This window comes from Paenibacillus sp. FSL R5-0517 (assembly GCF_037974355.1).
In the GTDB taxonomy this organism is placed as follows: domain Bacteria; phylum Bacillota; class Bacilli; order Paenibacillales; family Paenibacillaceae; genus Paenibacillus.
Map to the genome: position 1 here is coordinate 1142365 of NZ_CP150235.1, position 26212 is coordinate 1168576.

Genomic DNA, 26212 nt, shown 5'->3' on the forward strand with positions numbered 1-26212 from the left:
TGGTTTCTATTTTCCATTTCTTGTTTTCCATAACGTATAGATACACAGGGCAACAAGTAAAAACGCAGGGATAATAACGGGTTGAACTGAATTACCTATCGGCATGGAGCTAGCAAGTGAAACCACATAACTAATTACTGCAATCCCAATGAATAATGCTGCATTGAAGATGAGAAAATGTTTTAAAGGTTTTTTCTGAAATTGATACATTACAAAAATGAATGCAATCACGAATAGAATGAGGAACGCAGATTCTGAGATGGTTGTCCATCTTCCGGTTTGGCTTATGGAATTAACATCATCTTGGGTTAAGATACCTTCAGATAGCCATTGTTGAGAGTGACTTAATCGGGTATTCTCTAAAAATAGATAGATACTGTAACTTACGAGCATTGGGACAGCGTATATAAGTAAAAAGAGTGTTGGTAGCTTTTCACTTTTTGTTTTCATGTATGATCACCTCTTTACTTAATAAACTGACATTTCTATCTAAGGCTGTAATACGGAAGGATATGCGTTCATAGTATCCGTATGAGTTCCAATCGAGATTGACTCCTAATGGAAGATCTCCTGAACTGGTACGAAAGGACGTTGCGAAATACGGCAGGGGAGACACTTACTGTGGAGTCTACTTTTGAAACCATACTAATACTAGGAAACGGGTCTCAAAGTTCTTCCCCACCCTCCACATAAACCATTATAGCTTCATACAAAAACCTCAAAAAATCCTCATCACCAAACTGATCGAAATAACCCGCATAGCGACGATCCGTCGTATAGGCTTCCGCGATACATCTCAGAATCTCAGTATCACAACTCATCAATTGCTCCAGGCAACTCTTCCATTCACCCACTAACGCTTGTACCTCAACAGAAGCAGGAGGTAGATCCTGATGCTTCGCCAACTCCCGAAATACCTGCTCCATGTTGACCGAGAACTGCTGGTAGGCTTGTTCTTGCTCTTCCGCAGATAGCTGGTTCACATTGGCTTCAAATTCCTGATATTTATCGGTATCTCCGTAGATGAACTTTGCCTCGGATTCGTATTGCTCTTGAATGGACAGAATGGAAGAATCATCAAACAGATGAAGATGAGAGATATCCGTCCCATCCACATACTCGTCCAACTGGTCGATGATGGTTTCGAGCTTTTGTTTGCGCTGAACGAGTGTACTGCGGTGCTCTCTTAGGATCTCTTTCTGTTCACCTTTCGAAAGTTGCATCATGGCGGCAATGTCTTTCAATGAGAAATTCATTTCTTTGAACAAGAGGATCATTTGCAGATCCCCCAGTGCCTTTTGATCGTAATACCGATAGCCATTGTCCTCGACTTTGCTCGGTTTTAGGAGATCCGTTTTATCGTAATAGTGTAATGCGCGTTTGGTGATGCCTGTGATTTGAATAATATCTTTAACGGTGAAATAGGGTGTCTTCATTCCAAAAGTCCTTTGTTTCAGCAAGGATAACACTTGCCGGAGTAATAGTTGCTTCGGTGATCGGTGTACCTGTTTTGTTCAAGTAGTATTGAATTAGGTGATAACCGCAGGCATAGCCAGCCGCATAGGGCATACCTACGGGCGTGAAATTTTGCATTGTGGCAAGTTCATCGCCGTATAGATACGGATTAATCTGGTCAAAACCAGTGACATGCAACTGATCTTTCATCTTCGGTTTGATAACGTTGTTCAAAGTCTCCATATCCGTTTTGGCTACCCAGGGGCCCAGCAACTCTTCTCCATACAGGGATGTCGCAAAGCTCTCAGCCAACCCCTCGCTAACAAGCATCTCGCCAAGCGTAATCTGTGGATTCCACTGGATATATTGGTACCTCACATTATGATTGCATTCATGGGCTAACACGGATTGCATACGAGGTAGAGTATATCTATTTGGAATCAGGTTCGCAATAATGTAACCGGGGATTCCACCGTCTCCGCTGATACCTTCGTTCATGGTCAGTGAAGGGCTATTCTTATCACCCAATAAAATGGTATATAGATATTCGGAGACCGATAGCTCAATCCCGTGCTCTATAAAGGTGGATAGACTCCTATGAACAGCTTCATGACACTGTTGCCAAAATGCTTCGGACGAGATCGCAGCTAACGATTCGTTAATCTCAGGTGTGATATCTGCGGGAGCGATATTCAACAAGTTATTCATCGTGATCACATCGAAGCCGTTAGGCTCCTGAGATCGAAACGGGATCTGTTGTATGTTCCATTTGTTCATAAAGGGACCCATCATACGCTCGCGGTATAACTCCAATTTCTCATCGGGTGCAGCCTGAATGATCTCCTCATAAATTAGATCTGAACGTAACGCGGTAATCTTCATTCTTGATCTCTCCTTCTTATTCGCTTGAGATCATTATCAAGTATGACCTAACGTAACAGTCAAGCGTTGATGTTAGGCTGCTGGCTCTCTGCATGATTCTTCATTTTCATCGTGAATACCAGACCAGACAGGATATAGATCAAGCTTAGCAAGAGATAAGGGAGTTGCAGCGAGAATACGCGATCGAACGTCGTTTCACTAACCCGCACCAATAATCCGCCGAGAAGCGTACCAATGGCACTAATGCCAAAGGAAAGAAAGCGAAACACACTTCCAACCCGGCCAAGCATCTCATTAGGAACGGAACGTTGCAGGATGGAGGAACGGGTAACATTGTAGACAATAATGAAAAATGCAGCACAGAAATATAGGCCACCTACCATATATGCATTCGTGGTTAGTCCCACGACACCGTAGATGATTCCCATGCACAGAATGGAGGAGATAATCAATTGTTTTGTACTCCATTTCTTGCGCATATATGCAACAGCTTGGCTCCCCACAATGCTGCCGATGGTTGCGATGGAGATGAGCATACCGAATGCAAAAGCATCCAACTGAAGCACATCTCGTACAAAGAAGATCTGAGTAGCCAGAATGATGGAATACATCAGCGTAATGGTGACGGACAGAACGGCTAATCCGCGGAGAAAACGATCATGATAGACATATTGAATACCGGACCACATCTCGCGTTTCCAATTCTTCATCGGGCGAACTTGCTTCTTGGTTGTTTCCGTATCTCCTGGGTAGAAGTTTCCCTTCATACTGATCAAAAAGAGCAGAGCAATAACAGCCGTTACCGCGTCTATGGCAAAAGGGAAAACAATATGCAGGGTGATGATGAACCCTCCCAGAGCAACGCCCAGAATATCACTTGTGATTAACTGTCCGGCGGTGAACTGCCCATTGGCTTTTTCCAACTTAGTCTCATCTACCAGTTGAGGGATGACCGTCTGCACCGTACAGTCGAATACGACCCGGCTAAGCCCGATCCCGAACATGAACAGAGCCAGAATCGGAATGCTCACCCATCCTCCCCAGATACATAACGTCAGAGCGAGCAGAAGAATCATTCGTGTAAAGCCAGCCCCAATCAGCATATGTTTGCGTGAGTAACGGTCGATGAGAACACCCACGGGCAGACTGAAGAGAAGCCATGGTAAACGAAGTGCCGTCATGGTGACAGAGGCATACAGCGTATCGCTTGTAAGTGTGGATATGAGCCAAGGAACCGCAGCAAGCGTGAGTCCATCACCCAAAAATGTCAGCGAAAATGCACCGAATAACTTGGTATAGTTCGACTTAATTTTCATCGTTCCCTCCACCAATAAGATGTAAAGCATAGCTACAAGAAGATTGGGAAATAATGTGTTTTCACTTAATAACAATGTAAGTTATTGAAAAATGGTTTTCAATCCTATTTTTACATTAAATAACTTCACAAAACGCTTACAAACTTTCAATTCTACCCTACCTTTTCCGCTGTGAAGCTGAGATAATGGGAGAGGAATAAGGCATGAAACAGATGCGACAACCATGTTCACCAACAGCCCAAAAATAAAAGCTGCACATCCATAGGAGGATTATTAATGACGACACAACCATTGAATCTGATCCAATCCACGGAGGGCCAAGCTTTGCTTGCCCAAATGTATGGACAATCACAAGTAGCGGAACAGACTGCACGTTACACGAAGTTGAACGCAACGTTCGAAGAGTACTTTGGCGCACAAGAAGGAAGCAAGCTGTTCAGCGCGTCAGGACGCAGTGAGATTGGCGGCAATCACACCGATCATAACCATGGTAAGGTGCTGGCGGGCAGCATTACGCTGGATACGATTGCAGTGGCAGCACCAACTGCGGAGTCGGTTATTACCTTTTACTCAGAAGGCTATGACAAGAAATATGTAATCGATCTCACGGACCTCACGCCAAATACGGAAGACGATGGCACAACAGCATTGATTCGCGGTATGGCTGCGGGATTTGGAGAATTCGGATATAAGGTAGGCGGCTTCCAGGCGTACCTCTCCAGTAACGTGTTCTCGGCATCTGGAGTGAGTTCTTCGGCGTCATTCGAGATGTTGATCTGTACGATTTTGAATCACTTCTATAATGATGGAGCAATGGATGTTGTCACTTTGGCCAAAATCGGTCAGTATGCGGAGAACCATTATTGGAATAAACCTTCCGGTCTGCTGGATCAGATGGCTTGTGCGTACGGCGGACTGATTGCCATTGATTTTGAAAATCCTGCACAGCCGGTTATCGAGCCTGTTCAGTGGGATTTCCAACAGAATGGGTACTCATTGGTCATTGTGAATACGGGTGGCAACCACGCCGATTTAACGGAAGATTACGCGGCTGTGCCCAATGAGATGAGAGCGGTTGCTCAGGCGCTGGGCAGTGAGTATGTTCGGGAAATTACGGCAGACGCAATCTACGCCAACCTCAAGAAGGTTCGTGAAGCGGCTGGAGATCGTGCCGTGCTGCGTGCGCTTCATTTCCTGGAGGAAAATAATCGTGTCGATGGTGAGGTTCAGGCGTTGCGTGATGGACGTTTTGCTGATTTCCTGAAACTGATTACCGCATCCGGTAACTCGTCATGGAAGTGGCTGCAGAATGTATATCAGAGTGGTGCTGTGAAGGAGCAAGAGATTGGCATCGCGCTGGCACTGACCGAGAATTATCTGCAAAACCTGGGTGACGGCGCTTGTCGGATTCATGGCGGTGGATTCGCAGGGGTTATCCTTACAATTCTTCCGAACGAAAAAGTGGAAGAGTATATGTCTTGGATGCACGACATGTTGGACACGCCAATTATTGTTGTTAATGTGCGTGCACAGGGTGCGGTGTGCCTGAATGCATTGATTGCCTAATGCTGGCTAAACAGTACTTAGTTAAATAGTTATAATTCAAGGAAGTCCGGGCGATGCCCGGGCTTTTTGGGTTATTCCATTTTTGAAAAAACTTCAAACTTTGAAGGGACGTAATGTGTTATTTAAGTAGTGGTTGTATCTCAATAATGTTCTCATGGGAGGAAGGATCAGATGGCTACACCTACAGTGTCTGGGCCGGAAGAAGCTCAATTATATGACGAGTTGCGGCGTGCGATCGAAGAATTCGAAGAGGGTGAGCAGAGACAAACTGTTCTGAATCGGATGATCAGACAGCTCAGAGTCGCCAAGTGGCGCAAAGATCGAAAGCGTAAGATCGATGCATACTGCCAAAGCATAAAGCCCGCAACACTTTGGATTATCTTAGCCACAGGTGCGCTTGCGCCCGTCTTGTTATTTACGATGTTCATTTGGGTATCTCTATGGGTAGAGTAGCAGACAACTAGAGAGATAAGGAGAGATCAATTCCGTATGTTATTTATTGTGTTTTTTATTGCGCTCGTATTTGGTGTTTTGTTGATTTTTCGAATGGATGAGGACAGAAGGTTAAAAGCCGGAGCGCTGACCGTGGTCGTGTTCAGTATTTTGCTGTGTATGCTACTCATATTCCAAATGGGTAGTTACGGAGGCGATTCTTTTAGCTATCTGGGGTTTTTCAACATGTCGTATGGAGCGGCCAACGTATGGATTCACATCTTTATTGTGACGACGCTGGCGGGGTTACTGACATATCTCGGTGCGAGTGAGTAGCAGAGAAGTGAGGTTAGACCGTGAGGGGAGTTGGTCAGGACTACTCGTCACAGTCTAACCTTTTGCATATAAAGAAGTGTAACTAATCTCATAAAAGAGCCTTACTTTTTTTACAAGGATGAGTCACTCGGGTAAACAGAACCAATACTGTTTAGTGTAAATCATGAGTATTCTTGTTCAAAGATTGTACGTTTCCCTGAATGTACTGGTGGTAATCGCGGAAGCTGCTGATGTGATGCAAGGAATCGGAATTCTCGGATTGAATCTTAATCTTGCCATCCTGAGGCAATTTCTTCATCTCGGCAATGACCGATTTGGAACCTTGAATATCACCTGACATGTCCTGAATTCGCTGTAATAAAGCGGGATGTCCTTCATGCTGGAGCATTTCGGCGAGTGGTCTCATCTCCTCCAGCTTCTGGCTCGACCGATCAAGCACGGTCATTACTTTGTCTCCATCTGTGCTTGCACTAAGCGAAACCATCCGGTGGATATGATCTTTCTCCATACGCTCAAGTGCTTCGAGATGGGAAGCTTCCAGTCGTTTGGGATCGCTCCAACTCTCCGATCGGACGGTGTCATTCTGCTGCTGGGAAGCATTATTCGCAGTGCCATTGCCACATCCCCATAACAAAGTTGAGCAAGTTAACACAGCTCCAACAGCAATCATACTTTTTAATCTCATACTGTCACTCCTTCGATAATTTCCTGAAGGTAGTATGAGCAATTATATCCAAAATGATGCTTACTCGCTTCATTTCTTTCCCATAATTAAGCATATCACTGGTTTATCTGGTCAAAACGGCCTAGATGAATTCAAATTTATTTAGCTATTCAAACGAAATTACAGACTTTCTGCTTATTTTTGCAGGCATCTGTTTTCGGGTGTATAGATATTGATTTATAATGAATGGATATAAATACAGGTAAATTGTTACAAATAAACTACACCTAACAACTGAAAAAAAAGAGACCTGGACGTTTTGTCCAGGCCATTCCTAATGAAATATAAAAATTGGTGTATCACTTTGCAGTTTTTTCTCAGGAAGAAGGTACTTCCTTTTTTGGATTTCGACTGTCGATAAACCAACCTGGTCCTTCTACACTGATAACCTCCTGTGAGTCGTAGTTATAGGAAACGGTGATACGTTCATCCTCATGTCCCGTTATATGACCGTATAGATATAGACGTGAATGGATGGAAGGATCATCAATATCGTGACTCGTTACAATAAAGTCCGCATTATAGTATTTCTTTATGTACTCAACACTTATTGGTGTAGCTGTTTCAACAATACTTTGCTTATCTGAGGTAGACATACTTGAACATCCTCCTAATAAGAATAGAAAAATAAGTAAGGTCAGAGCTGCAGGTTTTATTCGCATAAGCGTTAATTCTCCTTTTATGGAAATAAACTCTAAGCACACTTTAATACAAATTAATGTAATAGACAAGGTGGGGTATCATGACATACATAAATGATAAGACCTATTGGACCATTGCTGATGAGGTATACAAACGAGATTTACCATCTTCCGGATATAAGAATGAAAATCTTCCAGGTTGGACAATAGTTGAACCGAAGGGGGCCATGCTTCATGATACAAATGGTTCTGGATTTGATGCTACTGTGTTTTACAATGAGGATAATAATCAAGTTATTATTGGTTATCGGGGAACTGAACCCCCTGATCGTCCCAAATGGAGTGTACTAACAGATTGGGAGACTGATTTAAATGATGTTGTAGGTAATCGAACCAAGAATTTGGAGGAAACTCACAATTATATGGAGCAGTATAAGGAAGAGATTGCGGCGCTGCCTCTGCATCAACAAATGCCTTTTATTGAAGCTGAATCTAGGTATCAGAATAATCAATTTATTCAGGCACTGAACCTCTTTGATAAAGTAAAGGAGGAGTACCCGGAAGCTGATATCTCAACCACTGGACACTCGTTGGGAGGTGCTCAAGCCGAATATGTTGCGATTCGTAATGGAGTATCATCAGCGAGTTATAATCCGCCAAGTATCGTACATTTACTTCCTGATGATTTGCAAGAGAAGGTTCGGAACGGAGATTATCTGAAAACGAATGTGGCCTATGTCCATCCAGGGGATTCTGTGGGTTCTGGTGTGAAGAATGCCGAGCAGCATGTTGGTGCTACTTATTATATCAATTCTACTTTTGAAGATGCTAATCGTTACGAGACAATCCCCATGTTCTTACCGATACCTCGCGAGACGTGGTGGGAACAAAGATTGTTCGGTAACAAGTGGTCGTTTGAATTTATTCGTGTCCCGTCTATATCCGGAGAACAGAGTGTATTATCCAAGTTTTTGGATTCCATGCTAGTCGGTCAGAGAACACATAGTATGGATCATTTTACATTCGATGAGAAAGGGAACATAAGTAATACATTGTATACGATAGATGGGCAACGTGTGGATGGTCAGCCTAGAGTAGAAAATTATTCAGAGATGATGAAGGCAAGAGAAGAGTTTAAGGAAGCGATGAATATGCTGGTTGAGAAGCATGGTTCAGCTATGGGAGGGTTCGGCCAACTTGCGGCAACAGTACTAGGAATCAGTCCAGTCGCTATGAATAGACAGAACTCAGCATACTATGTTGGCGACCGACATGGGAGCACTATTCAACTAACACCTGAGGAGCTTGGACATGCTTCCAGACAGATGCGGGAAAGTCTGCATGGCTTTGCCAATGATGCCCGCTCTTCAATCCAGATGTTCCAAGCACATATATCAACAAGTGAGAGTCAGTCCTTTACACCCATTGCCTATGATGCTACGGCAACGTTGGAGCGGATTAATCGGTGGTACCAAGAATCCATTACAGAGATCGCAGATTATATCGAACGGAAAAGACAGGATTTTGTTCTGGCAGATCGATAATAGTTTAGCTGCAATGAACTACAGGAGGTGTACATATGGGGAGAATATCTGTCTCTCTGTCAGATTTGAGAAGAGCGATCCAGCAGTGTGAACAGTTACAGCAACGCTTGATTCAACAGGAGCAGCAGATGCGAAACATATATGGAAGACTGCAAGATTGGAAGGGGGAATCTGCTGTACAGTTGACTGCAAAAATGTCAGCGTTTCTTGAAGGAACTACATCCAAACTAGCAGAGCTAGAAGCACACAAAGAACAATTAAAACAATATATAAGGAAGATGGAAGAGGCCGACCGCGAAGATCGACGCAAAGCTCGGAACCTTTAGTAATCGTCCTTATTTTCCGAGATGGGAGGAATGATGTATATCTATAACCATTCGATCTGGCGCTGGACCATCAATCTTCTGTATCCTGCCATTATCTTTGTCTTCCAGAGCTGGGGACCGATACTGGATACTTGGACAGGTCCTATTTTGTTCGTCGCGGTGTTCTGCTTTCTATGGAGCGATGTGAAAGATATGTTCCTTTCTACGGGCTTGACATGGTTTATTTCCATCCCGTGTTGGTGGTATTGGATTGAGCGTCCGAAACCATCATTCGGTGCTGAGAATTTTGCCGCACATCTATGGTTAATTGTACTTATGTACATTGTCTTTGTGCTCATCCCTCAGACGTTGGTCCTGACTACGCGGTTGCGGGTCATGGATTATTATAAGAAATGAAAGTTACAAGACCTCGCTATGAACGGTCTGACTCCTGCGGTAATCCAGCAACCGATTAAGGAGATGATATGGGACATAAAAGGTCTGAACGACGAAGGATATATTATCTACTCATCTCTTGATAATGAAGAGTAGGAGGTGAATTATAACCTAAAAAATAAGCCATCCTCCTGTGTTGTTCCTCATGATAAGCGGGATGGCTTGGTTCTATACTTTTCTCTTATATTTTCCTGTATATGGGATCGTAAGGTGTATATTGAGTTCCTCAATAGAATCCTCGGATAGAATTAATTTTTCTCCGTCACCGGATAACTTGTGCCACAATTTCGGGTCTTTGCGGTACAGTTTTTCTTGCAGGCCGAATACATCAACTCCTCGTTCCAAGCCATGGCGATACGTTTCCATAATCTGTTCTTTTAGTTTATCTTCACTTACCCGGGTCATTTCATCGTATGGCATGGGAACCAGATATTCATATAATGCTGTTAGATATTTGGCATCAATAGAGAATGTGACGTGATCTCCGTGGATAATCGGTTTAATTTTAATGGTAGGCAGACCAACACTGAGAGCACCGTAGATGACATTGTCCTTCTGGATCAGCAAGGGTGCTCGGCGCATGCCTTTGACCAGCCAGTGGTAACCCGGTAGATCATTGTGTGACATGAACTCAAAATTCTTTCCCGTCCTCTCGAAAAAGGCTCCTTCGATCAGGAACAGATCATGTTCTTTTTTATTTTGGAGCCAGAGTTCCTTATTCAAAGAAATGACTGGTAGATACGTCGTAGTTGCTGGATCATTGTGCGTTGCAATCAATTCGAAGCTGAGAACGGGTGCAAATAAAGAGTTTTCCATGTAACTGGGCAAAGGATTGTGGAGGATGCTATCCAGCGGTGAAAGATTGTAGATGGATGCTGTGCTCAAAATATCCAGTAAAGGTTCACGTGTACCATATACCCAGGTGGTATAACGGGCTTCGGGGAAGCGCCCGAGCATGTCAAACACATCCTTGATGTGTTTGTTATTCAACACTCCGTCTGCAAGTACAATCGCGGTCACATGTCCCCAGGCAATGTGTAATTGTGAGGCACGCCATAATTCGTTCATCGCGAGACTCATTGTCTTCCCTTCAGCATGACCAACCCAGATCGGAGGTGCTTCCGCAGTTTTGCTGGAGCTCTCACTCTTGGCTATACTCGAAAAGTCCAGGGTCTGTACATAAATGTGATACATACCGTCTTTGAAATCGATACCGATCGCCTTTGCATAGTCTACCTGCTGAATTTCGTATGCACTCCAGCATCCGGTCGTCATGAGGACTAGGGAAAGACTCAACAATCCTAGCACACAGCGACGCAACAGTCTGTTCATCGTTCATTACCTTCCTTGCGCGGTTTCTGCGTCTCCAAATAGACAGGTCTGCGTTTGCCAATGCCCGTTGGCATTTTGAATAAAGATGAGAGGGCTTGTTTGAAACTCAGTGGGGTTAAAGGCGTCAGATAGGGGATGCCAAATGACTTGAGATCAGTCAGGTAGATGAGAAACAAAATCATTGACAGAATGAACCCGTAGATGCCCAGTGTTACCCCTAAGACAAAACATAGAAAACGAAGAATCAGGATGGAACTTGTCATGACTTGATTGACAATGGTTGCTCCAGCAACCACCGTTACTGCAATAACGACAATCATCAACGGGGATACCATACCGGCACGGATGGCTGAGTCCCCGATAATCAAGCCACCCACGACCGTTAAGGTCTGACCGATGGCGCTTGGCAAACGAACCCCGGCTTCCCGGAACAATTCCATCAGCAACATGATTAGAAACATTTCTATGCCCGATTCCATAGGCAAACCCATCCGTCCAACAGATATTGTTGCCACGAGTGGAAAAGGAATCTGATCCATATGAAAAGAGGTTAACGCAATATAAAATCCGGGCAAAAATATGGTGACCAACAGACCGATAAACCTCAACATGCGACCTACATTGACAGGTAAAAAAGGAAAGCTGGCATCTTCTGGTGATTTGAGCAACAGAAACAGATTAACGGGTCCGATGATTGCACTGGGATTACCATCTACAATAAGAATGAAGCGACCATTGAGCAAGCATTCTGCTGCAAAGTCTGGCCTGCCGGTATAGTGAGTTAACGGAAATAAGGTGATCTTGGCAGGTGATAACAACTCTTCAAGTTCATTGGCCGTCATGATACGCTCTGTTTGGATTGTGCGTAGACGATGCTTGACTTCATCAATTAATTCCGAATTGGCAATGTTCTTGATATACATCAATGCTACCTTGGTGGCTGACCGTGAGCCAATAAGTTCGATATTGCAGGCTAATTGGTTGGTACGCAGTCTGGTACGAATCAAAGCGACATTCACTGCAAGAGGTTCGATAAAACCGTCCCTCGCTCCACGGATGGATACTTCTGTCGTGGATTCTTCCGGTGTCCGTGTAGGTATGTTGGAAATGTCTAGACTCCACATGGCTTGAAGAGAGGGGAGGCAGATGAGAATATGTCCTTCAAATACACGTAGGGACATGAGTTCAGTCCCATACGCCGGATCATTCAGATCAAGAGTGCTCCACTGGAGGCTGATATTTTTTTCGATGTCAGAAATGCGAACAAAATGAGTTGATTCATAGGTCCTTTTCAAATCTGGCAGAATGATATCATAGATGGCTTGAGTATCGACCATACCGCTGCAATAGCACATAATCAGCTTCATTTGCGAATCGCCAAATATATGTTTATCGATGATGACATCATCAGACCCGGCAAAAAAGGTTGTCAGATTGTGTTCGGTCATATGGAAAGGTGTATTCGGTTCAGGTTTTGTTGGTGTTGTTTTGGGTGGATTCGACATGTTGAGCAACCTCCTTGTCCTTTTTGTGAATGAGAGCGGCCAGCGTTAACAGGACAGTAACGATTGCCACATAAGCGAGCATGACGGGAAACTGGATATGGTCCACATAATAATCCACATAATCAATGCGCCACCACTGGATGGCAAAAGCGCACATAACGAATGAGATACAGAGAATGGTGATATATCGCTTCTTCGGTCTGCGGATATCCAGCAGGTCCACGATAAGATATATCGAGATGGCTACTCGGGCGAATGAACCGCTCAGCCATTGGTATATGGAGAGAAAATCCACGTGCTGAAACAACTTGCCGATATTCACAAGTTTCCATTGTTCATAGGGACTGTTTCGCTGTTTGGCAGCCTCTTCCGGGCCAAATTCCACAATGGCTCCCATGGTAGGTCCAATGGCCATACTGATCATGAAAATTCCAAGTAACAGGACATGCCACCAGCGCAGTTTGCTTTTGATCTCATGCTGGAATAACATTAGAATCCAAATCTCCATTAGTCCGGCAAGAGAATAGATCATACCCCGCATAATCGGAGCGAAGCCGTGTTCCATCATGGGGAATAACTGACCATAATCTTTATACTTCATATTGGCAGACATGACGAAGTAGCCAAGCAGAATAACTAGTGGCAGAAGGATGCTCGAAGTCATGGCAATAGAACGGATTCCTTTAGCTGCTGACCATGCTGCAACGAGTACACCGACTCCGGCTAACACATAGGTGGGTGTGAACGGTAGATAGGTAGATACCGTCCAGTTCGTTGTTTCATATAAAGTATGTGTCCCTAACGCAAGCAGCAAAATTGCAGCGGTTATGCGAAAAATCCACGATGGAATAATGCCAAACTCTCGGGTGATCCAATCGGTCAACCGCTGTCCACGCACGCGCCGAATAACGATAAACATCATGCATAGAAACAACATGAAGAGCGGTGCAGCTACAACAACTGACAACCAGCCGTCCCGACCAGCCTCTTCAAGAATTGCAGGAATGGACAAGACGTGACAGACCAGTCCGGCACTTAATAAAATGATGGAAAAGGATAGCCAGATCGTAATTTGACCTTTTTCCTGGCTCATGGCATTCACCGTCCGCTCAAGGTAGTTTCCGTTAGGTTGCACAGCATATGGGAAATTGATTCCTTTTTCAGATTTTTTCACAAAAAGCTGCAAACGAGATGGACGGACTAACCAGAAAGCTATAACATACAGATATAGCAATGTCGAAGACAAGCACTGAGCGAAGCATAGAGAAATAGGGAAAATAGGGAGGAAACCTGCGATGACAAATACAACGAAGGCACCTGGAGAGACGAAAGTTGGCTTTATTGGTACAGGCGTGATGGGGAAAAGCATGGCTGGGCACATCCAGCAAGCGGGATATCCGCTGCATGTGTACACGCGAACCGCTGCCAAGGCGGAAGCGTTAGTGAAAGAAGGCGCCGTATGGCATGATACACCAGGCAAACTGGCTGCCGCGTGTGATGTCATCATCACGATGGTGGGTTATCCCAAGGATGTGGAGGAGATCTATCTCGGTGAAGATGGTCTCGTAGCCAATGCTAAACCGGGGTCATATCTGATTGATATGACAACATCCAGTCCGCTTCTGGCGGCAAGAATCTCTGAAGCTGCGGAAGCCAAAGGACTGCATGCACTGGACGCGCCTGTATCGGGCGGCGATATCGGAGCGCAGAATGCCAAGCTGTCCATTATGGTTGGAGGAAGCTCGGCGGCCTTTGAAGCAGTGCGTCCGCTATTTGAGCAGATGGGCAGCAACATTGTGCTGCAAGGCAAGGCAGGAGCCGGGCAGCATACCAAAATGTGCAACCAGATTGCCATTGCCTCTGGCATGATGGGCGTATGCGAAGCACTCGCCTATGCCAAGACGTCTGGTCTGGACGCGGAGACCGTGCTGAAGAGCATTGCTACCGGGGCAGCCGGAAGCTGGTCACTCAGCAATCTCGGTCCGCGCATGATCGCAGGCGATTATGAGCCTGGATTCTATGTGAAACATTTTATCAAAGACATGGGTATTGCACTGGAGTCTGCAAAAGAGATGGGCATGAACACGCCTGGGCTGGCTCTGGCCGAATCCCTGTACCAGGAAATAGCGAATAATGGTCTGGAAGAGAAGGGGACACAGGTGCTCTACATCTATTATCTTCAGGCTTAACAACCAAGAGAACAGCAGCGCATTCTTTTTCGATTCAGGAAAGGTTGCGCTGTTTTTTTTATTTTACGGCTTATTTATGCGTCTAAAGTCACGGAATTGGTTAAATGTTCATATGTACTTTGCGTAATAGAGAGATTTTGGTCGTTAACCCTTTATTTTAACCCCTCTTTATCCGACATAAGTAATAGAAGTTTACATAATGAATGTGTCAAAGGATGTTATTCCTCCTGTAATGGTCACCCGTAACCCACACTATAATAGAACGGAGCTTGCCCATGTTCAAGAAAATCCTGTCTCTGTTCAAGACACAGCCAGAGCTTGCGAACCCGATTACAGCCTCCGCTTCAGCTTTACCATCGACGACAGCCATTCCTCCGCGTATGGTCCGCAGTAAACGCAAGAAAAAAGCGGAAGGGGACTGGACACGCCCGCCGGAGGAGCCTAGTACAGCAGATCAGCTGATGGGTCTTCCAAGTGAATATAAAGTGCTGAACGATCTACTTATTACCAATCCGAAGTCACGCTCTGGTTATTCGCAGATCGATCATGTTGTAATTGGACCTCGGGCCATCTTTGTAATCGAAACCCGAAATCTGACGACAGGTGAGATCCGCGGCGGAAGAAGAGAGGCCAATTGGTCGGTCAGCAGCAGCCGGGTCAAAATGTACAATCCACTCATGCAGCATCGTGCACATGTGGAAGCCATTCATGCACACCTCGGAGACTACAAAAGAGTGCGTCTCGTCTCCATGGTGACCTTCACGAACCGTTGCCGCATTAGTGTTGATCCTGCTGTAAGATATGTGAATTCGGATGAACTGATCATCTATGACCATGAATTGGTGGAGACAATTCAGCGCAAGACGGAACGACTTGAGTCTGAAGTTCCCGAGACTGTATTTCAAGAGAAGGATATTCAGGCGATTCACGCCCTTTTATCATCGGTGAACTCGACCGATCCTCAGATTCGGTCAGAACACATGGAGAAGGCCAAAGGAATTAAATAATCACACTTCATGAACACTGTTGTCCATACGGATGGCAGTGTTTTTGTGTCGATCTTGTCAGTTAATACACGAGTAGTAAAAGGCTTTAGACACAGGTATATCGTCGTATACACCCCATTTTTGACTTATGATACAATGTAGAACGTGTTCAGTTGTGAATCGATTATGTTATCCGAAAGGATATTTTTGTAAATAAGTTGTTCAAGGGTTGGAGTAGAGGTTAATGTTTCTCAGGAATATACATACGATAGGGGAAGATCATATGATGAAATGGAATGATACGATAAAGACGTTTACGGTCATGTTCAGTGTGGCAGCGATACTGACAGCTTGTGGTGGTGGAGCGAAAGAGACGTCATCAGAAACAAGCAGCTCGAATGCTGCTGTAACCGAAACGGTAGCAAACGGTTCGACTGCTGGTAAGGAGACAGGTTCAGACGCCAAAGAAACTTCTTCGACTGATGACGGTAAGATTGGAAAGGACTCTACACTGGAAGAGCTGAAGCAGCAGTATTCTGATCAACTTGGCTATATCCGTATACCGCTTAATGATCATCCGGTGCGCCGGGTTAGTGAAAATGATTCCAAAAATATAAATGTGGCCAACTATAGTGATGCTGTTGTGGACATGAACGCAGAGGTGCCGATTCATTCCGATTCACAGCGGTTGATTGATGATGCCTTTCCTTATTTCACAACTGTACAAGCACCTGATGAATCCTATGTTACTTGGGAAGAAGCAACCAATCTGGAGCGTGCCATGGTGAAAACGCTGTTTATCGCCCGTGAAGGTCTGTTGATTACGGATGATGCAATGAAAAATAAGGATTACAGCAGTACATCGTTCCAGGACTCTATGGATTTCTTCCGTGTGACAGCAAAATTCGAATCCATGGCACCTGTTGCTCAGCATCCGCGTGACATCACGCTTAGTACACTATACGACAAAGCCCGTACTTCGTGGGGCAAGCTTGCAGAGATGGACCCGGAGCAGGATGAAGCGGCGTTTGCCGAGATGTATAAGACGGCGAGAAGTGATGCCAATAATGCCATGGGGCTGCTCAATGTTCTGCTGTCTACAAATGAGGAAGAACGTGTAGAGGAGATCTACGGAAAGTGAAAGTAGTAAAGTCATAGTAGTGATGAACAGAATTGGAATGCGTTGAACGAATGAGCTATATGCCTAGGTCTCACATAGAACCCTGACTACCGGGATAATCGGTGGTTAGGGTTCTATGCGTTGTAGCGAAGGGGTGCTTCATTTTTTGCTGCCAAAATGATGATAAGTTTGTTGTTTGGGAAAAGTAGGGTAATAAGAATAGAAGCGGCATTGTAAAATACGCTATAATAACCATATGTGTACATAGAAATGATTACATATTGGACGCAGTGGAGAAATCAACATGTCTAATGGAGGCTCTGAGCTGGAACGTGTTATCGGTTTAGGGTGCTCCGAGCCGGAGGAATGCTTATGATCAAGCTGTTGTACTACTTGAAGAAATACCGAGTTGCCGCGATTGCAGCCCTGGTCATGATGTTAATTGAGCTTGCGGTGGAGCTGGCTCAGCCTTATCTGATCTCCAAGATCATTGATAATGGTATTCAGCAGGGAGACCTGTCTGTTGTCTGGTTATGGGGTGGTGTGCTGGTTGGCAGTGCTGTCGTGGCTTTTGCTGCCGGAATTGCCAGTTCGTTCTTTGCATCCCATGCGAGCCTGGGGTTTGGATACGATCTGCGGGAGAAGTTGTATGACAAAGTGCAAACGTTCTCTTATGCCGTCTTTAACCGGTTCGCGACATCGTCCCTGATTACCCGATTAACGGGAGATGTGACCCAGGTTCAGGACACGGTCTTCATGAGTCTGCGCTTCATGACACGTGTACCGCTGGTGGTCATTGGCAGCATGATTATGGCAGTGATCGTGAATCCGAGGTTGGGTTTGCTGCTGGTTGTCATGGTACCTGTACTGCTCATTGTTGTGGTGTGGATGATTAAAAAGGCAGCGCTGCTGTTCCGCAATGTGCAGCGCAGACTGGATGCCGTCAATGGAGTCATCCAGGAGAATCTGACAGGCATTCGGCTGATCCGTGTCTTCGTACGGATGGGCCATGAGATTGAACGCTTTGCCGGATTCAGCGGCAAGCTGATGAAAGGCACAATCTCCGCGCTGCGCCTGACGGAGACCACGATGCCGTTCATGCTGCTGATGATGAATGTCTGTATCATCGCCGTGTTATGGTTTGGACGAGTTGACATCGCCTCCGGTAATGCAACCGTAGGTGAAGTGGTTGCGGTCATTAACTATCTGCTTCGCACCATTGGTGCCATGTCTGCATTATCATGGATTCTGGTGACGTTCTCCAGAGCAAGCGCTTCGGCACAACGACTGAATGAAGTATTTAATACGGAGGATACGTCAGAGACTGAACAGAATAAGGCGGTATCAACGACTACACCAACTGCTGGATCTGTACAATCTTCGCATTTTCCGCAATCTGTATACTCAGCGAAGAAACAGCGCACTGTGCAGGGAGCGGTTGAATTCCGCAGCGTAGGTTTCAGTTATCCGAATAGTGAAATTACAGTGCTGGACAACATCACATTCACCGCAAAAGCGGGGGAACGTATTGCCATTATGGGAGCAACAGGCTCAGGCAAATCTTCACTGGTGCAGCTTATTCCACGGTTATACACGGAGGATCAAGGTAAGGTCCGGATTGATGGTACGGATGCAACAGAACTGGATCTGTCCATGCTGCGTGGTTCGATTGGTTATGTGCCTCAGGAGGTTGTGCTGTTTACCGGTTCCATACGGGAGAATATAGCCTGGGGCCGAGAAGATGCCACATTGGAAGAGATCGTGGAAGCCGCCAAGCGCGCCCAGATTCACGAAACAATTGAGAATTTACCCAACGGTTATGATACCTTGCTGGGTCAACGGGGCGTCAATCTCTCCGGTGGTCAGAAGCAGCGTCTTTCCATTGCGCGAGCACTGGTTCGCCGACCAAGTATTCTGATTCTGGACGATAGCACGAGCGCACTGGACGTGGCGACAGAAGGCAGACTGCTGGATGCACTGGAAGAATTGTCGTGTACGACGTTTATCATCACCCAGAAGATCAGTTCAACGACATCTGCGGATCTGATTCTGCTGCTGGATGATGGACAACTCATTGGACAGGGAAAACATGAAGACCTGATGGAATCATCAGGGCTGTATCGTCGAATTCATGAATCACAATACGGGGAGGGTGCACAGCATGTTCAAAGCATTCATTGAGCCTTTCCGTCAGCCGCCACCGCCGATTGACCCGGAGACGCTACGATCAGGCGGTGGTCGCAAACCCAAGGCAAGAGCGAAGAACTGGTCCGGTACACTTGGTCGGATCTGGACCTATCTGGCACGGCGCAAGGTCAAGCTGTCCATGGTATTGCTGATGGTTCTTGCCAGCTCCGCACTCGCTTTGCTTGGCCCCTACATGGTAGGAGTGGCCGTGGATGATTTCATCGCGGGTGAAGCCGGTTCAAGCTGGACACGGTTTCTGATTGGATTAACCGCAGTGTACGTCTTGTTCTCTCTAACATCCTGGTTACAAAACATATGGATGATCGAAATTGCACAGGAAACCGTGTTCCGCATGCGGTATGATCTGTTCTCCCATCTGCACAAGCTGCCGATTCCATTCTTCGGTAAACGCCAGCAGGGGGAGATTATGAGTCGGGTGACCAATGATATCGAGAATGTCAGCGGTACGCTGAACAGCTCAGCCATCCAGATTTTTTCGAGTGTATTAACACTACTAGGGACATTTGGCGTTATGCTGTGGCTCAGCCCGCTATTGACCCTGCTTACCTTTATCGTTGTGCCTTTGATGGCCATTGGTATGCGTTGGATTACACGCAGAACGGGACCACTCTTCAAGGAGCGTCAGCGCAATCTGGGTGAACTTAACGGTTATATTGAAGAGACGTTATCCGGACAAAAGATCATTAAGGCATTCTCCCAAGAGGAGCGGGTGATTCGCGGTTTTGAGGAACGGAATACCCGCATCCGGATTTCCGGATTCTGGGCACAGACCATCTCCGGTTTTATTCCGAAACTGATGAATGGATTGAATAATCTGAGCTTTGCAATTGTTGCGGGTATCGGTGGTATTCTGGCGATTCAGGGTTCCGTTACGGTCGGGGTGATCATTATCTTTGTGGAATATGCCCGTCAGTTTACCCGTCCGCTCAACGATCTGGCGAACCAGTGGAATACGTTATTGTCCGCAATTGCGGGGGCTGAGCGTGTATTCGAGGTGCTGGACGAAGATGAGGAAGCGAAGGATGAAGGGGCAGCGGTATCTCTGGATAAGGTGGAGGGAGCCGTTCGTTTCGACAAAGTATCCTTTGGATACGATGAAGGACGTAACATTTTGCATGACATCAGCTTTGAAGCCAAACCGGGTGAGATGATTGCCCTGGTAGGTCCGACCGGAGCGGGGAAAACAACATTGATTCAGCTGTTATCCCGTTTCTATGATCCGACAGGTGGAACATTAACGGTAGATGGTCGTGATATGACCACCATTCGACGTGAGAATCTGCGGTCTCATATGGCGTTTGTGCTTCAGGATTCCTTCCTGTTTCAGGGTACGATCCGGGAAAATATTCGGTTTGGCCGTCTGGACGCGACGGATGAAGAGGTGGAAGCCGCTTCACGGTTGGCGAATGCCCATTCGTTCATTGTGCGAATGAAGGATGGGTACGACAAAGTGCTCCAGGCCGACGGAAGTGGTATCAGTCAGGGACAGAAGCAGCTGCTCGCCATTGCCCGGGCAATTCTGGCGGACCCTTCCATCCTCGTTCTGGACGAAGCGACGAGTAGCATCGATACTGTTACGGAGATTAAAATCCAGGAAGGACTGCAACGTCTGATGCAGGGACGGACCAGTTTTGTCATTGCCCACAGACTGAACACGATCCGTCAGGCCAACCGAATTCTGGTGCTGAAGGATGGGCATCTACTGGAGCAAGGCTCGCATGATGCACTGCTGGAACAAGGCGGTTTCTACAGCGAGCTGTATTACAGCCAGTTGCGTAAAAAGGCGCAATAGAGCAATAAGTAAGGTGCAGCAGTAAGGGAAGGCAAGGTGACGAAGGAATACAGGAATCGGTCCTGCTGACGATCCCTTTGCGCTCAAGTTTGGGAAATGACTTGAGCTGTACCTTTTATTCTGGTGAGGACGTTAACGTGTACAAGGCTCAATATTGACAAAAGGATTGGAGACCCTAGAAGGGGGCCCTAATCCTTTTTTTATATGTGTGATATGAAATGGAGAGCGTTCGAAGTTGTCATATCGTCAACATACTCGATGTTACTACAATGCAGGCTCAGCAAAGGCTGTACCAATTTTAACGAACACGACAGACAGCTATTTGCCGAAATACAAAGGTTGTGAGATTCTAACGAACCACAGAGATGTTATTGACCTGAATGAGCGTATTTTAAGTTGATTCTGACCTGGGAATTTGAATATAAGGTTTCTGGTGTTCGTTACATTTTGAGATCATGCAAAAAACCTCGAATAAGGTGCCTGATGTTCATTAGCGTTCGGACCTACCCACGAGTTGCCCTTGTCGGAAGCTGAAGCTGAGGAAATCAAAGTATACGTTAAAAAGGGTTGACCTGAGGGAAAGCGAATTGCCGAGCTATTGTGGAGTTAGTCACTCGTGCAATCAGAGGAAGAGCCGGAAGGAGGGCATGAGGGTTATGCCTTCTTTCCGGCTCTTGTAATTTACACGTACAATGGCAAATGCACTGACGAATGCACCGACGAGTGCACTGACAAATGTACTGACAAATGCATCGCATTATACAACGCGGCATCTGAACCTGACATTTACTTTGTTACACTGCTCAGCTTAAATGCTCCGTCTGTCAGCTTATTCGTATTGGCGAAGTCCACGCCAGGCTGAGTTGTTGATGGATCGATGATCGCAATCGCAATATCATAGGTGCCAGCAGCAATACCGGAGACCGAAATGGAGTCGGTCAAGGTGTAGGTACCCGTTTTCCATGTGGTCAGATTAACGTTTGTAGTTTTCTTCGCAACAACGGTATTGCCGCTGCGGAGTTGAATCTCAACCGGCCAAGCAAACGGGAAATGCTGTACGCCTTTATTTTCCACCTTAATCGTTGTGGTAAACGTGCTTCCGCTAATGGTGGATGGATGCGATATTTCCTTCACGACAAAGTGGTAACCCATTCGTTTCTTGAGTGCATCGATATTGGCCTGTAATGCATGATTCAGCGGGAGTGAGGCCGGAGAATTCGGTCCAAGCCAGCTTGGTTTACTTAGCTCCGTTTGACGCAATGTTTCCGTAAATCCGCTACCGGAGGTTAAGGATGCCAACATTCCTGAGGCACCGCCATAAAATTCTCCACCAGAGATACGGGTTTCCCAGAAGTTCGGGTGTCCTGGTTGCTGCTGGCCAATGTCATCCCAATAGCCATTCTGGGTGCCCGTGTACCAACCCCAATCCGCATCGAAGCTGTCTTTATGTCCAAACACATCGTTGAACATGCCCATAACCATGCCTTTATTGTTGGTTTTCGCCAAGGCGATACTGCGGCGGATCAGAACCTGCATTTTGTCCTCTTTGCCAGCAAAGGCATCAATGTAATGCTGAACATACTTGTTCGAGATGTCATTGGTAGGGAAAGCGCCTGTGTAATTGGTTTCACCATTGGGTCCGACATAAGGCCACGTATGGAATTCTCCCCAGTGTCCGAGGGAACCAATCTGGACAAAAGCGACTGGACGATCATTGGTGTTGTACCTTGCCGCAATGGCTTCGATGGCTAATTGGTGCCGTTCTTGCAGATAGGTGGAGTTGTAGTTGGGGGAGAAGCCCATGTTGTTGCCTGTACCCATGCCTCCGGTTGTATCGTTGTATACGGTTCCGGGTGATTCTCCACGGGCCACCATGTCATTGTAGAGCCAGTCTGGAATATCCCGATGAGCCTGTCCTGTCGGGCTGTCCAGAATGAAGCGAAACACCACTTTGACGCCTTTACTTTTCCAGTAGGCAAAATTATTGGTGGCTTCAATCGCACTAAAATCATATGTGCCTTTGGTGGACTCCAGCTCCTTCCAGGTTACGCCGGCATATACGAGCCTGTGTGGCTGTGCATATGTCGTGCTCTTGGCCGAAGGCGCCCAGCCTTTGAATGGATTGTTGAGTGGGCTGTCCAGCTCTACAGGATTCACCACGGTATTGTTCCCCGTACCCCCACCAGACGAGGTCAGGAGATAAGCGGGCAGGTTTTTTCCAGCTGCGGGCAGTCTGGATGTATCCGAGCTGTTATCGATATACCCGACTCGCACTGTACTGCCTGCACTGATTTGCAGTGTCGAGAGAGGAATAGCAACCTCGATGATGGAGGAGCTACGGTAGAATTGGGAGCTGGTTAATGTGCTGTTGAAATTCCAGCTCCAGTCGGTCCCGCTGCCGCCATAGCGGTATAACCCCGTATTTTCAAGGAGCCACTCCACACCTGTAGTCCCCCAGCCCGCAGCCTGGTAACCGGTTGAAGTATTGTTATCGGTGTTAATCCAGAAGTTGCCCATCGCCGTACTCAGACCTGAGCCTTGAACGAGCAGATAGAGGTTGGTCCCATCATTCGTTACTTTGAGCGTCTGGGCTGTGCCACTATTGGTCGTGAGAGCACTAACGCTGCTCCAGTCGCTCACATTGCCATCAATGGTGATGGTAGCAGCAGAGGCTTTGGGTAAGGCTCCCGCAGGCAAAAGCAGGGTAATCATGAGCACAAAAGCCAAAAACAGTCCAAAGCTCCTCTTACTTCGATTAAATAATCTTGTCATGGTATACCTCCTGAATAATGGATTATGGATGATAACTCGTTCTGTCACACCTGCATGTCATGAGGGACAGTTAAGGAAGCTCAACTCCTTTCGAATCCGCATGGAGCGGTATGATAATGACGTTGTATGTAAGAATCATGGTAGTAAGTGAGGGTAAATGACTGAAAAGATGAGGGAATTAGTTTGCGGCAAATATAAAATGTGATATTAGTTCTTGAATTCCGCGTCTAAATTGCATTATAGGGGATGAATAGAGGAGATTCAACAGATTTTTTTCCAGAATTTATTGAGTTTTCTATTGAAAATAAAAGTGTCCCATTGAAAAATGAACAGTAATTTTTATAATTTTAATGTTATATTTGCCGCAATAAAAATAGAATTACAATAAATTATATGACATAGAAATAAAAATGTAAACGCTTAATTTAAGATGAATTCAGAGTTAAATAGTTTATTTGTATGCAAAAACTCTTAAAAATATGTTGCGGCAAAATAATTAAAAATCTAGCCAAAACCAATTGACAAGCAAATAAAACTATTTTACTATCGTTACATAGTCATCGTCTTGTTAGATTTCTTTACATCGAATTGGTGTCAAGGCATTTGCCGCAAATTTACGAGCAACGGAGAGTGTAAGCATGGGGAAGATAAAAATGGCTTTTATCGGTGTAGGAGACATGGGGTCACATCATTGCATTGGTTTTGATTTGCTCGAAGAGAGTGAGGTTCGTTATATCTGTGATATGAATGAGGCCAATGTGGCACGTACGCTGGCTGAACTTAAGAACAGTAACCCCACTATCGTTAGTGACTATCATGAACTGCTTGCCAAGGAAGATTTGGATGCGGTGGTCATCAGTGTGCCGAACTATCTGCATCGTGAAGTAGCGGTCGCTTTTTTGGAAGCTGGCAAGCATGTATTTCTGGAGAAACCGGTCGCCCATACCATTGAGGACTGTGATGCCATTATAGAAGCGGCGGAAGCCTCGGGACAGGTATTGCAGATCGGATTGGTTTATCGGTATTCGAATCTGTATCGCCGAATGGAGAAGGAATTGGAGAACGGCCGTCTTGGCGAAGTGAAATTGATGTGGTGCAAAGAATTCCGAGACCCGTTCCCACCTGCGGATTGGTTCTATGACAAAACCAAGTCCGGGGGAGCGATTGTAGAGAAGGATTGTCATCACTTCGATATTTTCAACTGGATGATCCAGGCGAAGCCTGTCCGCGTGTTTGCCTCTGGAGGCCAGCATGTGATGAAGCAAGGAGAGCGCAATCAGATTCAGAATTCATACAGTCACTATCCGACAAAAGAAATCTCGGATACCTCCATCGTCGACCATGCCTTTATCACCATTGATTATGATAACGGCAGCAAGGCCAATCTGGGCCTATGCATGTATCTGAAACCGCGCAATCTGATGGGAGAAGGGCTTGAGATTGGCTTGATCGGAGAGAATGGCGGTCAGATGGTGGCCCGTAATGACAAGACGATTGATATCGTTGGCGGGCAGGACTGGACGAAGGATCATCTGGAGATTGATGTGACGTCGGATTCCATTATGGGCGGTCATACGGGGGGACAGACTCAGCGTATTGATTTTCTTAAATGTGTACAGGAAGGCAAGCAGCCTTTTGCAAGTGCACAGGTTGGTCGTAACGCGTTGCTTATTGCCCTGGCGGCAGAGAAATCCATTTTGGAAGAACGGTATGTCTATTTAGAAGAAATTTCAGGCTGAGGGGTGTCATCATGAAAAGGTTGAGAAAATATGACACGCTGCTGTTCTTTCTCTTCATTTTGCCTTGGATCATTGGATTTATCACTTTTTTTATGATTCCTTTTGGAACCTCGGTATTCTATGCCTTTACGGATGCCAGACTTCCTGGAGCAACCAACTTCAACTTTGTCGGGATCGATAATTTTACACACATGATGGACGATCCCATCTTTTTGAAAAGTCTGCTGAACACGATGTATTTTGTAGTATTTGGTGTTCCGATTGTAACAGCAGGCATGCTTGGTCTGGCAATGCTGCTTAATTTTAATGTCAAAGGAATTGCCTTGTTCCGTACCTTCTTCTATTTGCCGACCTTGGTGCCGATTGTGGCAACGGTCATAATCTGGCGGCTGGTATTCAACTCCGAATTTGGCATCTTGAACGCTGGACTTGGCGCACTTGGTATAGGCAAAGTGGACTGGATTGGCGGGGAACATACGATTAAGCCGGTCATCATCATGCTTCAGGTCTGGATCTCCGGCAGCGGGGTACTGATCTTCCTGGCTGCACTGAAAAATGTACCCAGACATCTGTATGAAGCGGCAGCCATCGATGGTGCCAGCGGGATACGTCGATTTTTCCAGATTACGCTGCCCATGATCAGTCCTTCCATTCTGTTTGTCATCATTATTCAGACCATGTATAACTTTCAGATGTTTACGGAAGCACTCCTGTTATCCAAGGGTGGTCCGAACTACTCTGCCTATACATTTGTCTACAATATCTACAAGTCGGCCTTTACCGATCTGAAATTCAGCATGGCGATGACACAGTCCATTTTCCTGTTCGCCGTGATCTCACTTGTCACCCTGATCCTGATGAAATTATCAAACCGCTTTGTGTACTACGAGGGAGAACGATAGGAGGAGAGTT

23 protein-coding genes are annotated in these 26212 nt (G+C 45.9%); 13 read left to right on the top strand and 10 right to left on the bottom strand.

Going from position 1 to position 26212, the window contains the following annotated elements; all coding sequences use genetic code 11:
* Positions 1 to 6 precede the first annotated feature (6 nt).
* From MKX40_RS05045 to MKX40_RS05060, 4 genes are all read right to left on the bottom strand, one after another.
* Complete coding sequence (locus MKX40_RS05045) at positions 7 to 450, bottom strand: hypothetical protein (RefSeq protein ID WP_339239926.1); 444 nt, start codon at positions 448 to 450, stop codon at positions 7 to 9.
* Between the two features lie 215 nt (positions 451 to 665).
* A complete protein-coding gene (locus MKX40_RS05050) occupies positions 666 to 1436 on the bottom strand; it encodes a MerR family transcriptional regulator (protein ID WP_339239927.1) in 771 nt (256 codons plus the stop codon).
* Positions 1411 to 2337, bottom strand: coding sequence for a DUF2268 domain-containing protein (locus tag MKX40_RS05055; protein ID WP_339239928.1), 927 nt, complete (start codon positions 2335 to 2337; stop codon positions 1411 to 1413). The genes MKX40_RS05050 and MKX40_RS05055 overlap by 26 nt, the downstream gene beginning before the upstream one ends.
* Positions 2338 to 2396: 59 nt before the next feature.
* Positions 2397 to 3653, bottom strand: coding sequence for an MFS transporter (locus MKX40_RS05060; protein ID WP_339239930.1), 1257 nt, complete (start codon positions 3651 to 3653; stop codon positions 2397 to 2399).
* Between the two features lie 276 nt (positions 3654 to 3929).
* On the opposite strand from MKX40_RS05060, the gene MKX40_RS05065 reads away from it, so the two are divergent.
* The 3 genes from MKX40_RS05065 (at position 3930) to MKX40_RS05075 (ending at position 5987) form a co-directional block, all read left to right on the top strand.
* Positions 3930 to 5219 (top strand): galactokinase family protein, encoded by a 1290-nt coding sequence (locus tag MKX40_RS05065; protein WP_339239932.1) that lies wholly within the window; start codon positions 3930 to 3932, stop codon positions 5217 to 5219.
* Between the two features lie 171 nt (positions 5220 to 5390).
* Positions 5391 to 5672 (top strand): hypothetical protein, encoded by a 282-nt coding sequence (locus MKX40_RS05070; RefSeq protein ID WP_339239934.1) that lies wholly within the window; start codon positions 5391 to 5393, stop codon positions 5670 to 5672.
* A gap of 36 nt (positions 5673 to 5708) precedes the next feature.
* Positions 5709 to 5987, top strand: coding sequence for a hypothetical protein (locus MKX40_RS05075; RefSeq protein WP_339239935.1), 279 nt, complete (start codon positions 5709 to 5711; stop codon positions 5985 to 5987).
* Between the two features lie 151 nt (positions 5988 to 6138).
* Here the strand turns inward: MKX40_RS05075 and MKX40_RS05080 are convergent, their stop codons facing one another.
* Both MKX40_RS05080 and MKX40_RS05085 read right to left on the bottom strand, forming a co-directional pair.
* Positions 6139 to 6672 (bottom strand): hypothetical protein, encoded by a 534-nt coding sequence (locus MKX40_RS05080; protein WP_339239937.1) that lies wholly within the window; start codon positions 6670 to 6672, stop codon positions 6139 to 6141.
* Positions 6673 to 7028: 356 nt separating this feature from the next.
* Positions 7029 to 7307: a hypothetical protein gene (locus tag MKX40_RS05085; protein WP_338591354.1), complete on the bottom strand. Its 279-nt coding sequence runs from the start codon at positions 7305 to 7307 to the stop codon at positions 7029 to 7031.
* A gap of 146 nt (positions 7308 to 7453) precedes the next feature.
* Here MKX40_RS05085 and MKX40_RS05090 point away from each other — a divergent pair, with 146 nt between their 5' ends.
* From MKX40_RS05090 to MKX40_RS05100, 3 genes are read left to right on the top strand one after another with little or no spacing between them, the layout of a single operon-like run.
* Positions 7454 to 8896 (top strand): hypothetical protein, encoded by a 1443-nt coding sequence (locus MKX40_RS05090; protein ID WP_339239939.1) that lies wholly within the window; start codon positions 7454 to 7456, stop codon positions 8894 to 8896.
* A 35-nt stretch (positions 8897 to 8931) separates the two neighbouring features.
* A complete protein-coding gene (locus tag MKX40_RS05095) occupies positions 8932 to 9222 on the top strand; it encodes a hypothetical protein (RefSeq protein WP_339239941.1) in 291 nt (96 codons plus the stop codon).
* 30 nt (positions 9223 to 9252) lie between these two features.
* Positions 9253 to 9618: a hypothetical protein gene (locus MKX40_RS05100; protein WP_339239942.1), complete on the top strand. Its 366-nt coding sequence runs from the start codon at positions 9253 to 9255 to the stop codon at positions 9616 to 9618.
* Between the two features lie 207 nt (positions 9619 to 9825).
* On the opposite strand, the gene MKX40_RS05105 is transcribed toward MKX40_RS05100, so the two are convergent.
* From MKX40_RS05105 to MKX40_RS05115, 3 genes are read right to left on the bottom strand one after another with little or no spacing between them, the layout of a single operon-like run.
* Positions 9826 to 10989, bottom strand: coding sequence for a Ger(x)C family spore germination protein (locus MKX40_RS05105; protein WP_339239943.1), 1164 nt, complete (start codon positions 10987 to 10989; stop codon positions 9826 to 9828).
* Positions 10986 to 12494, bottom strand: coding sequence for a spore germination protein (locus tag MKX40_RS05110; RefSeq protein ID WP_339239945.1), 1509 nt, complete (start codon positions 12492 to 12494; stop codon positions 10986 to 10988). Before MKX40_RS05110 ends, MKX40_RS05105 begins: the two co-directional genes overlap by 4 nt.
* On the bottom strand, positions 12457 to 13587 hold the full coding sequence (locus tag MKX40_RS05115) for an endospore germination permease (RefSeq protein ID WP_339239947.1): 1131 nt from the start codon (positions 13585 to 13587) through the stop codon (positions 12457 to 12459). The genes MKX40_RS05110 and MKX40_RS05115 overlap by 38 nt, the downstream gene beginning before the upstream one ends.
* Positions 13588 to 13789: 202 nt before the next feature.
* Here MKX40_RS05115 and MKX40_RS05120 point away from each other — a divergent pair, with 202 nt between their 5' ends.
* The 5 genes from MKX40_RS05120 to MKX40_RS05140 all read left to right on the top strand — a co-directional run bounded on the left by MKX40_RS05120 (position 13790) and on the right by MKX40_RS05140 (position 20789).
* Positions 13790 to 14683 carry an NAD(P)-dependent oxidoreductase gene (locus tag MKX40_RS05120; protein ID WP_339239949.1) on the top strand — a complete coding sequence of 298 codons (894 nt, stop codon included), beginning with the start codon at positions 13790 to 13792 and terminating at the stop codon, positions 14681 to 14683.
* 275 nt (positions 14684 to 14958) lie between these two features.
* A complete protein-coding gene (locus MKX40_RS05125; RefSeq protein ID WP_339239950.1) occupies positions 14959 to 15690 on the top strand; it encodes a nuclease-related domain-containing protein in 732 nt (243 codons plus the stop codon).
* A gap of 262 nt (positions 15691 to 15952) precedes the next feature.
* Entirely contained in the window at positions 15953 to 16810 is an 858-nt protein-coding gene (locus tag MKX40_RS05130) for a hypothetical protein (RefSeq protein WP_339239952.1), read from the top strand.
* 351 nt (positions 16811 to 17161) lie between these two features.
* Entirely contained in the window at positions 17162 to 18970 is a 1809-nt protein-coding gene (locus MKX40_RS05135; protein WP_339239953.1) for an ABC transporter ATP-binding protein, read from the top strand.
* On the top strand, positions 18951 to 20789 hold the full coding sequence (locus MKX40_RS05140) for an ABC transporter ATP-binding protein (protein WP_339239955.1): 1839 nt from the start codon (positions 18951 to 18953) through the stop codon (positions 20787 to 20789). Before MKX40_RS05135 ends, MKX40_RS05140 begins: the two co-directional genes overlap by 20 nt.
* Before the next feature lie 786 nt (positions 20790 to 21575).
* Here MKX40_RS05140 and MKX40_RS05145 read toward each other — a convergent pair.
* Positions 21576 to 23561, bottom strand: coding sequence for a DUF4832 domain-containing protein (locus MKX40_RS05145; protein WP_339239956.1), 1986 nt, complete (start codon positions 23559 to 23561; stop codon positions 21576 to 21578).
* A gap of 638 nt (positions 23562 to 24199) precedes the next feature.
* On the opposite strand from MKX40_RS05145, the gene MKX40_RS05150 reads away from it, so the two are divergent.
* Both MKX40_RS05150 and MKX40_RS05155 read left to right on the top strand, forming a co-directional pair.
* Positions 24200 to 25300, top strand: coding sequence for a Gfo/Idh/MocA family oxidoreductase (locus tag MKX40_RS05150; protein WP_339239957.1), 1101 nt, complete (start codon positions 24200 to 24202; stop codon positions 25298 to 25300).
* 11 nt (positions 25301 to 25311) lie between these two features.
* A complete protein-coding gene (locus tag MKX40_RS05155; protein WP_339239958.1) occupies positions 25312 to 26202 on the top strand; it encodes a sugar ABC transporter permease in 891 nt (296 codons plus the stop codon).
* Positions 26203 to 26212 lie beyond the last annotated feature (10 nt).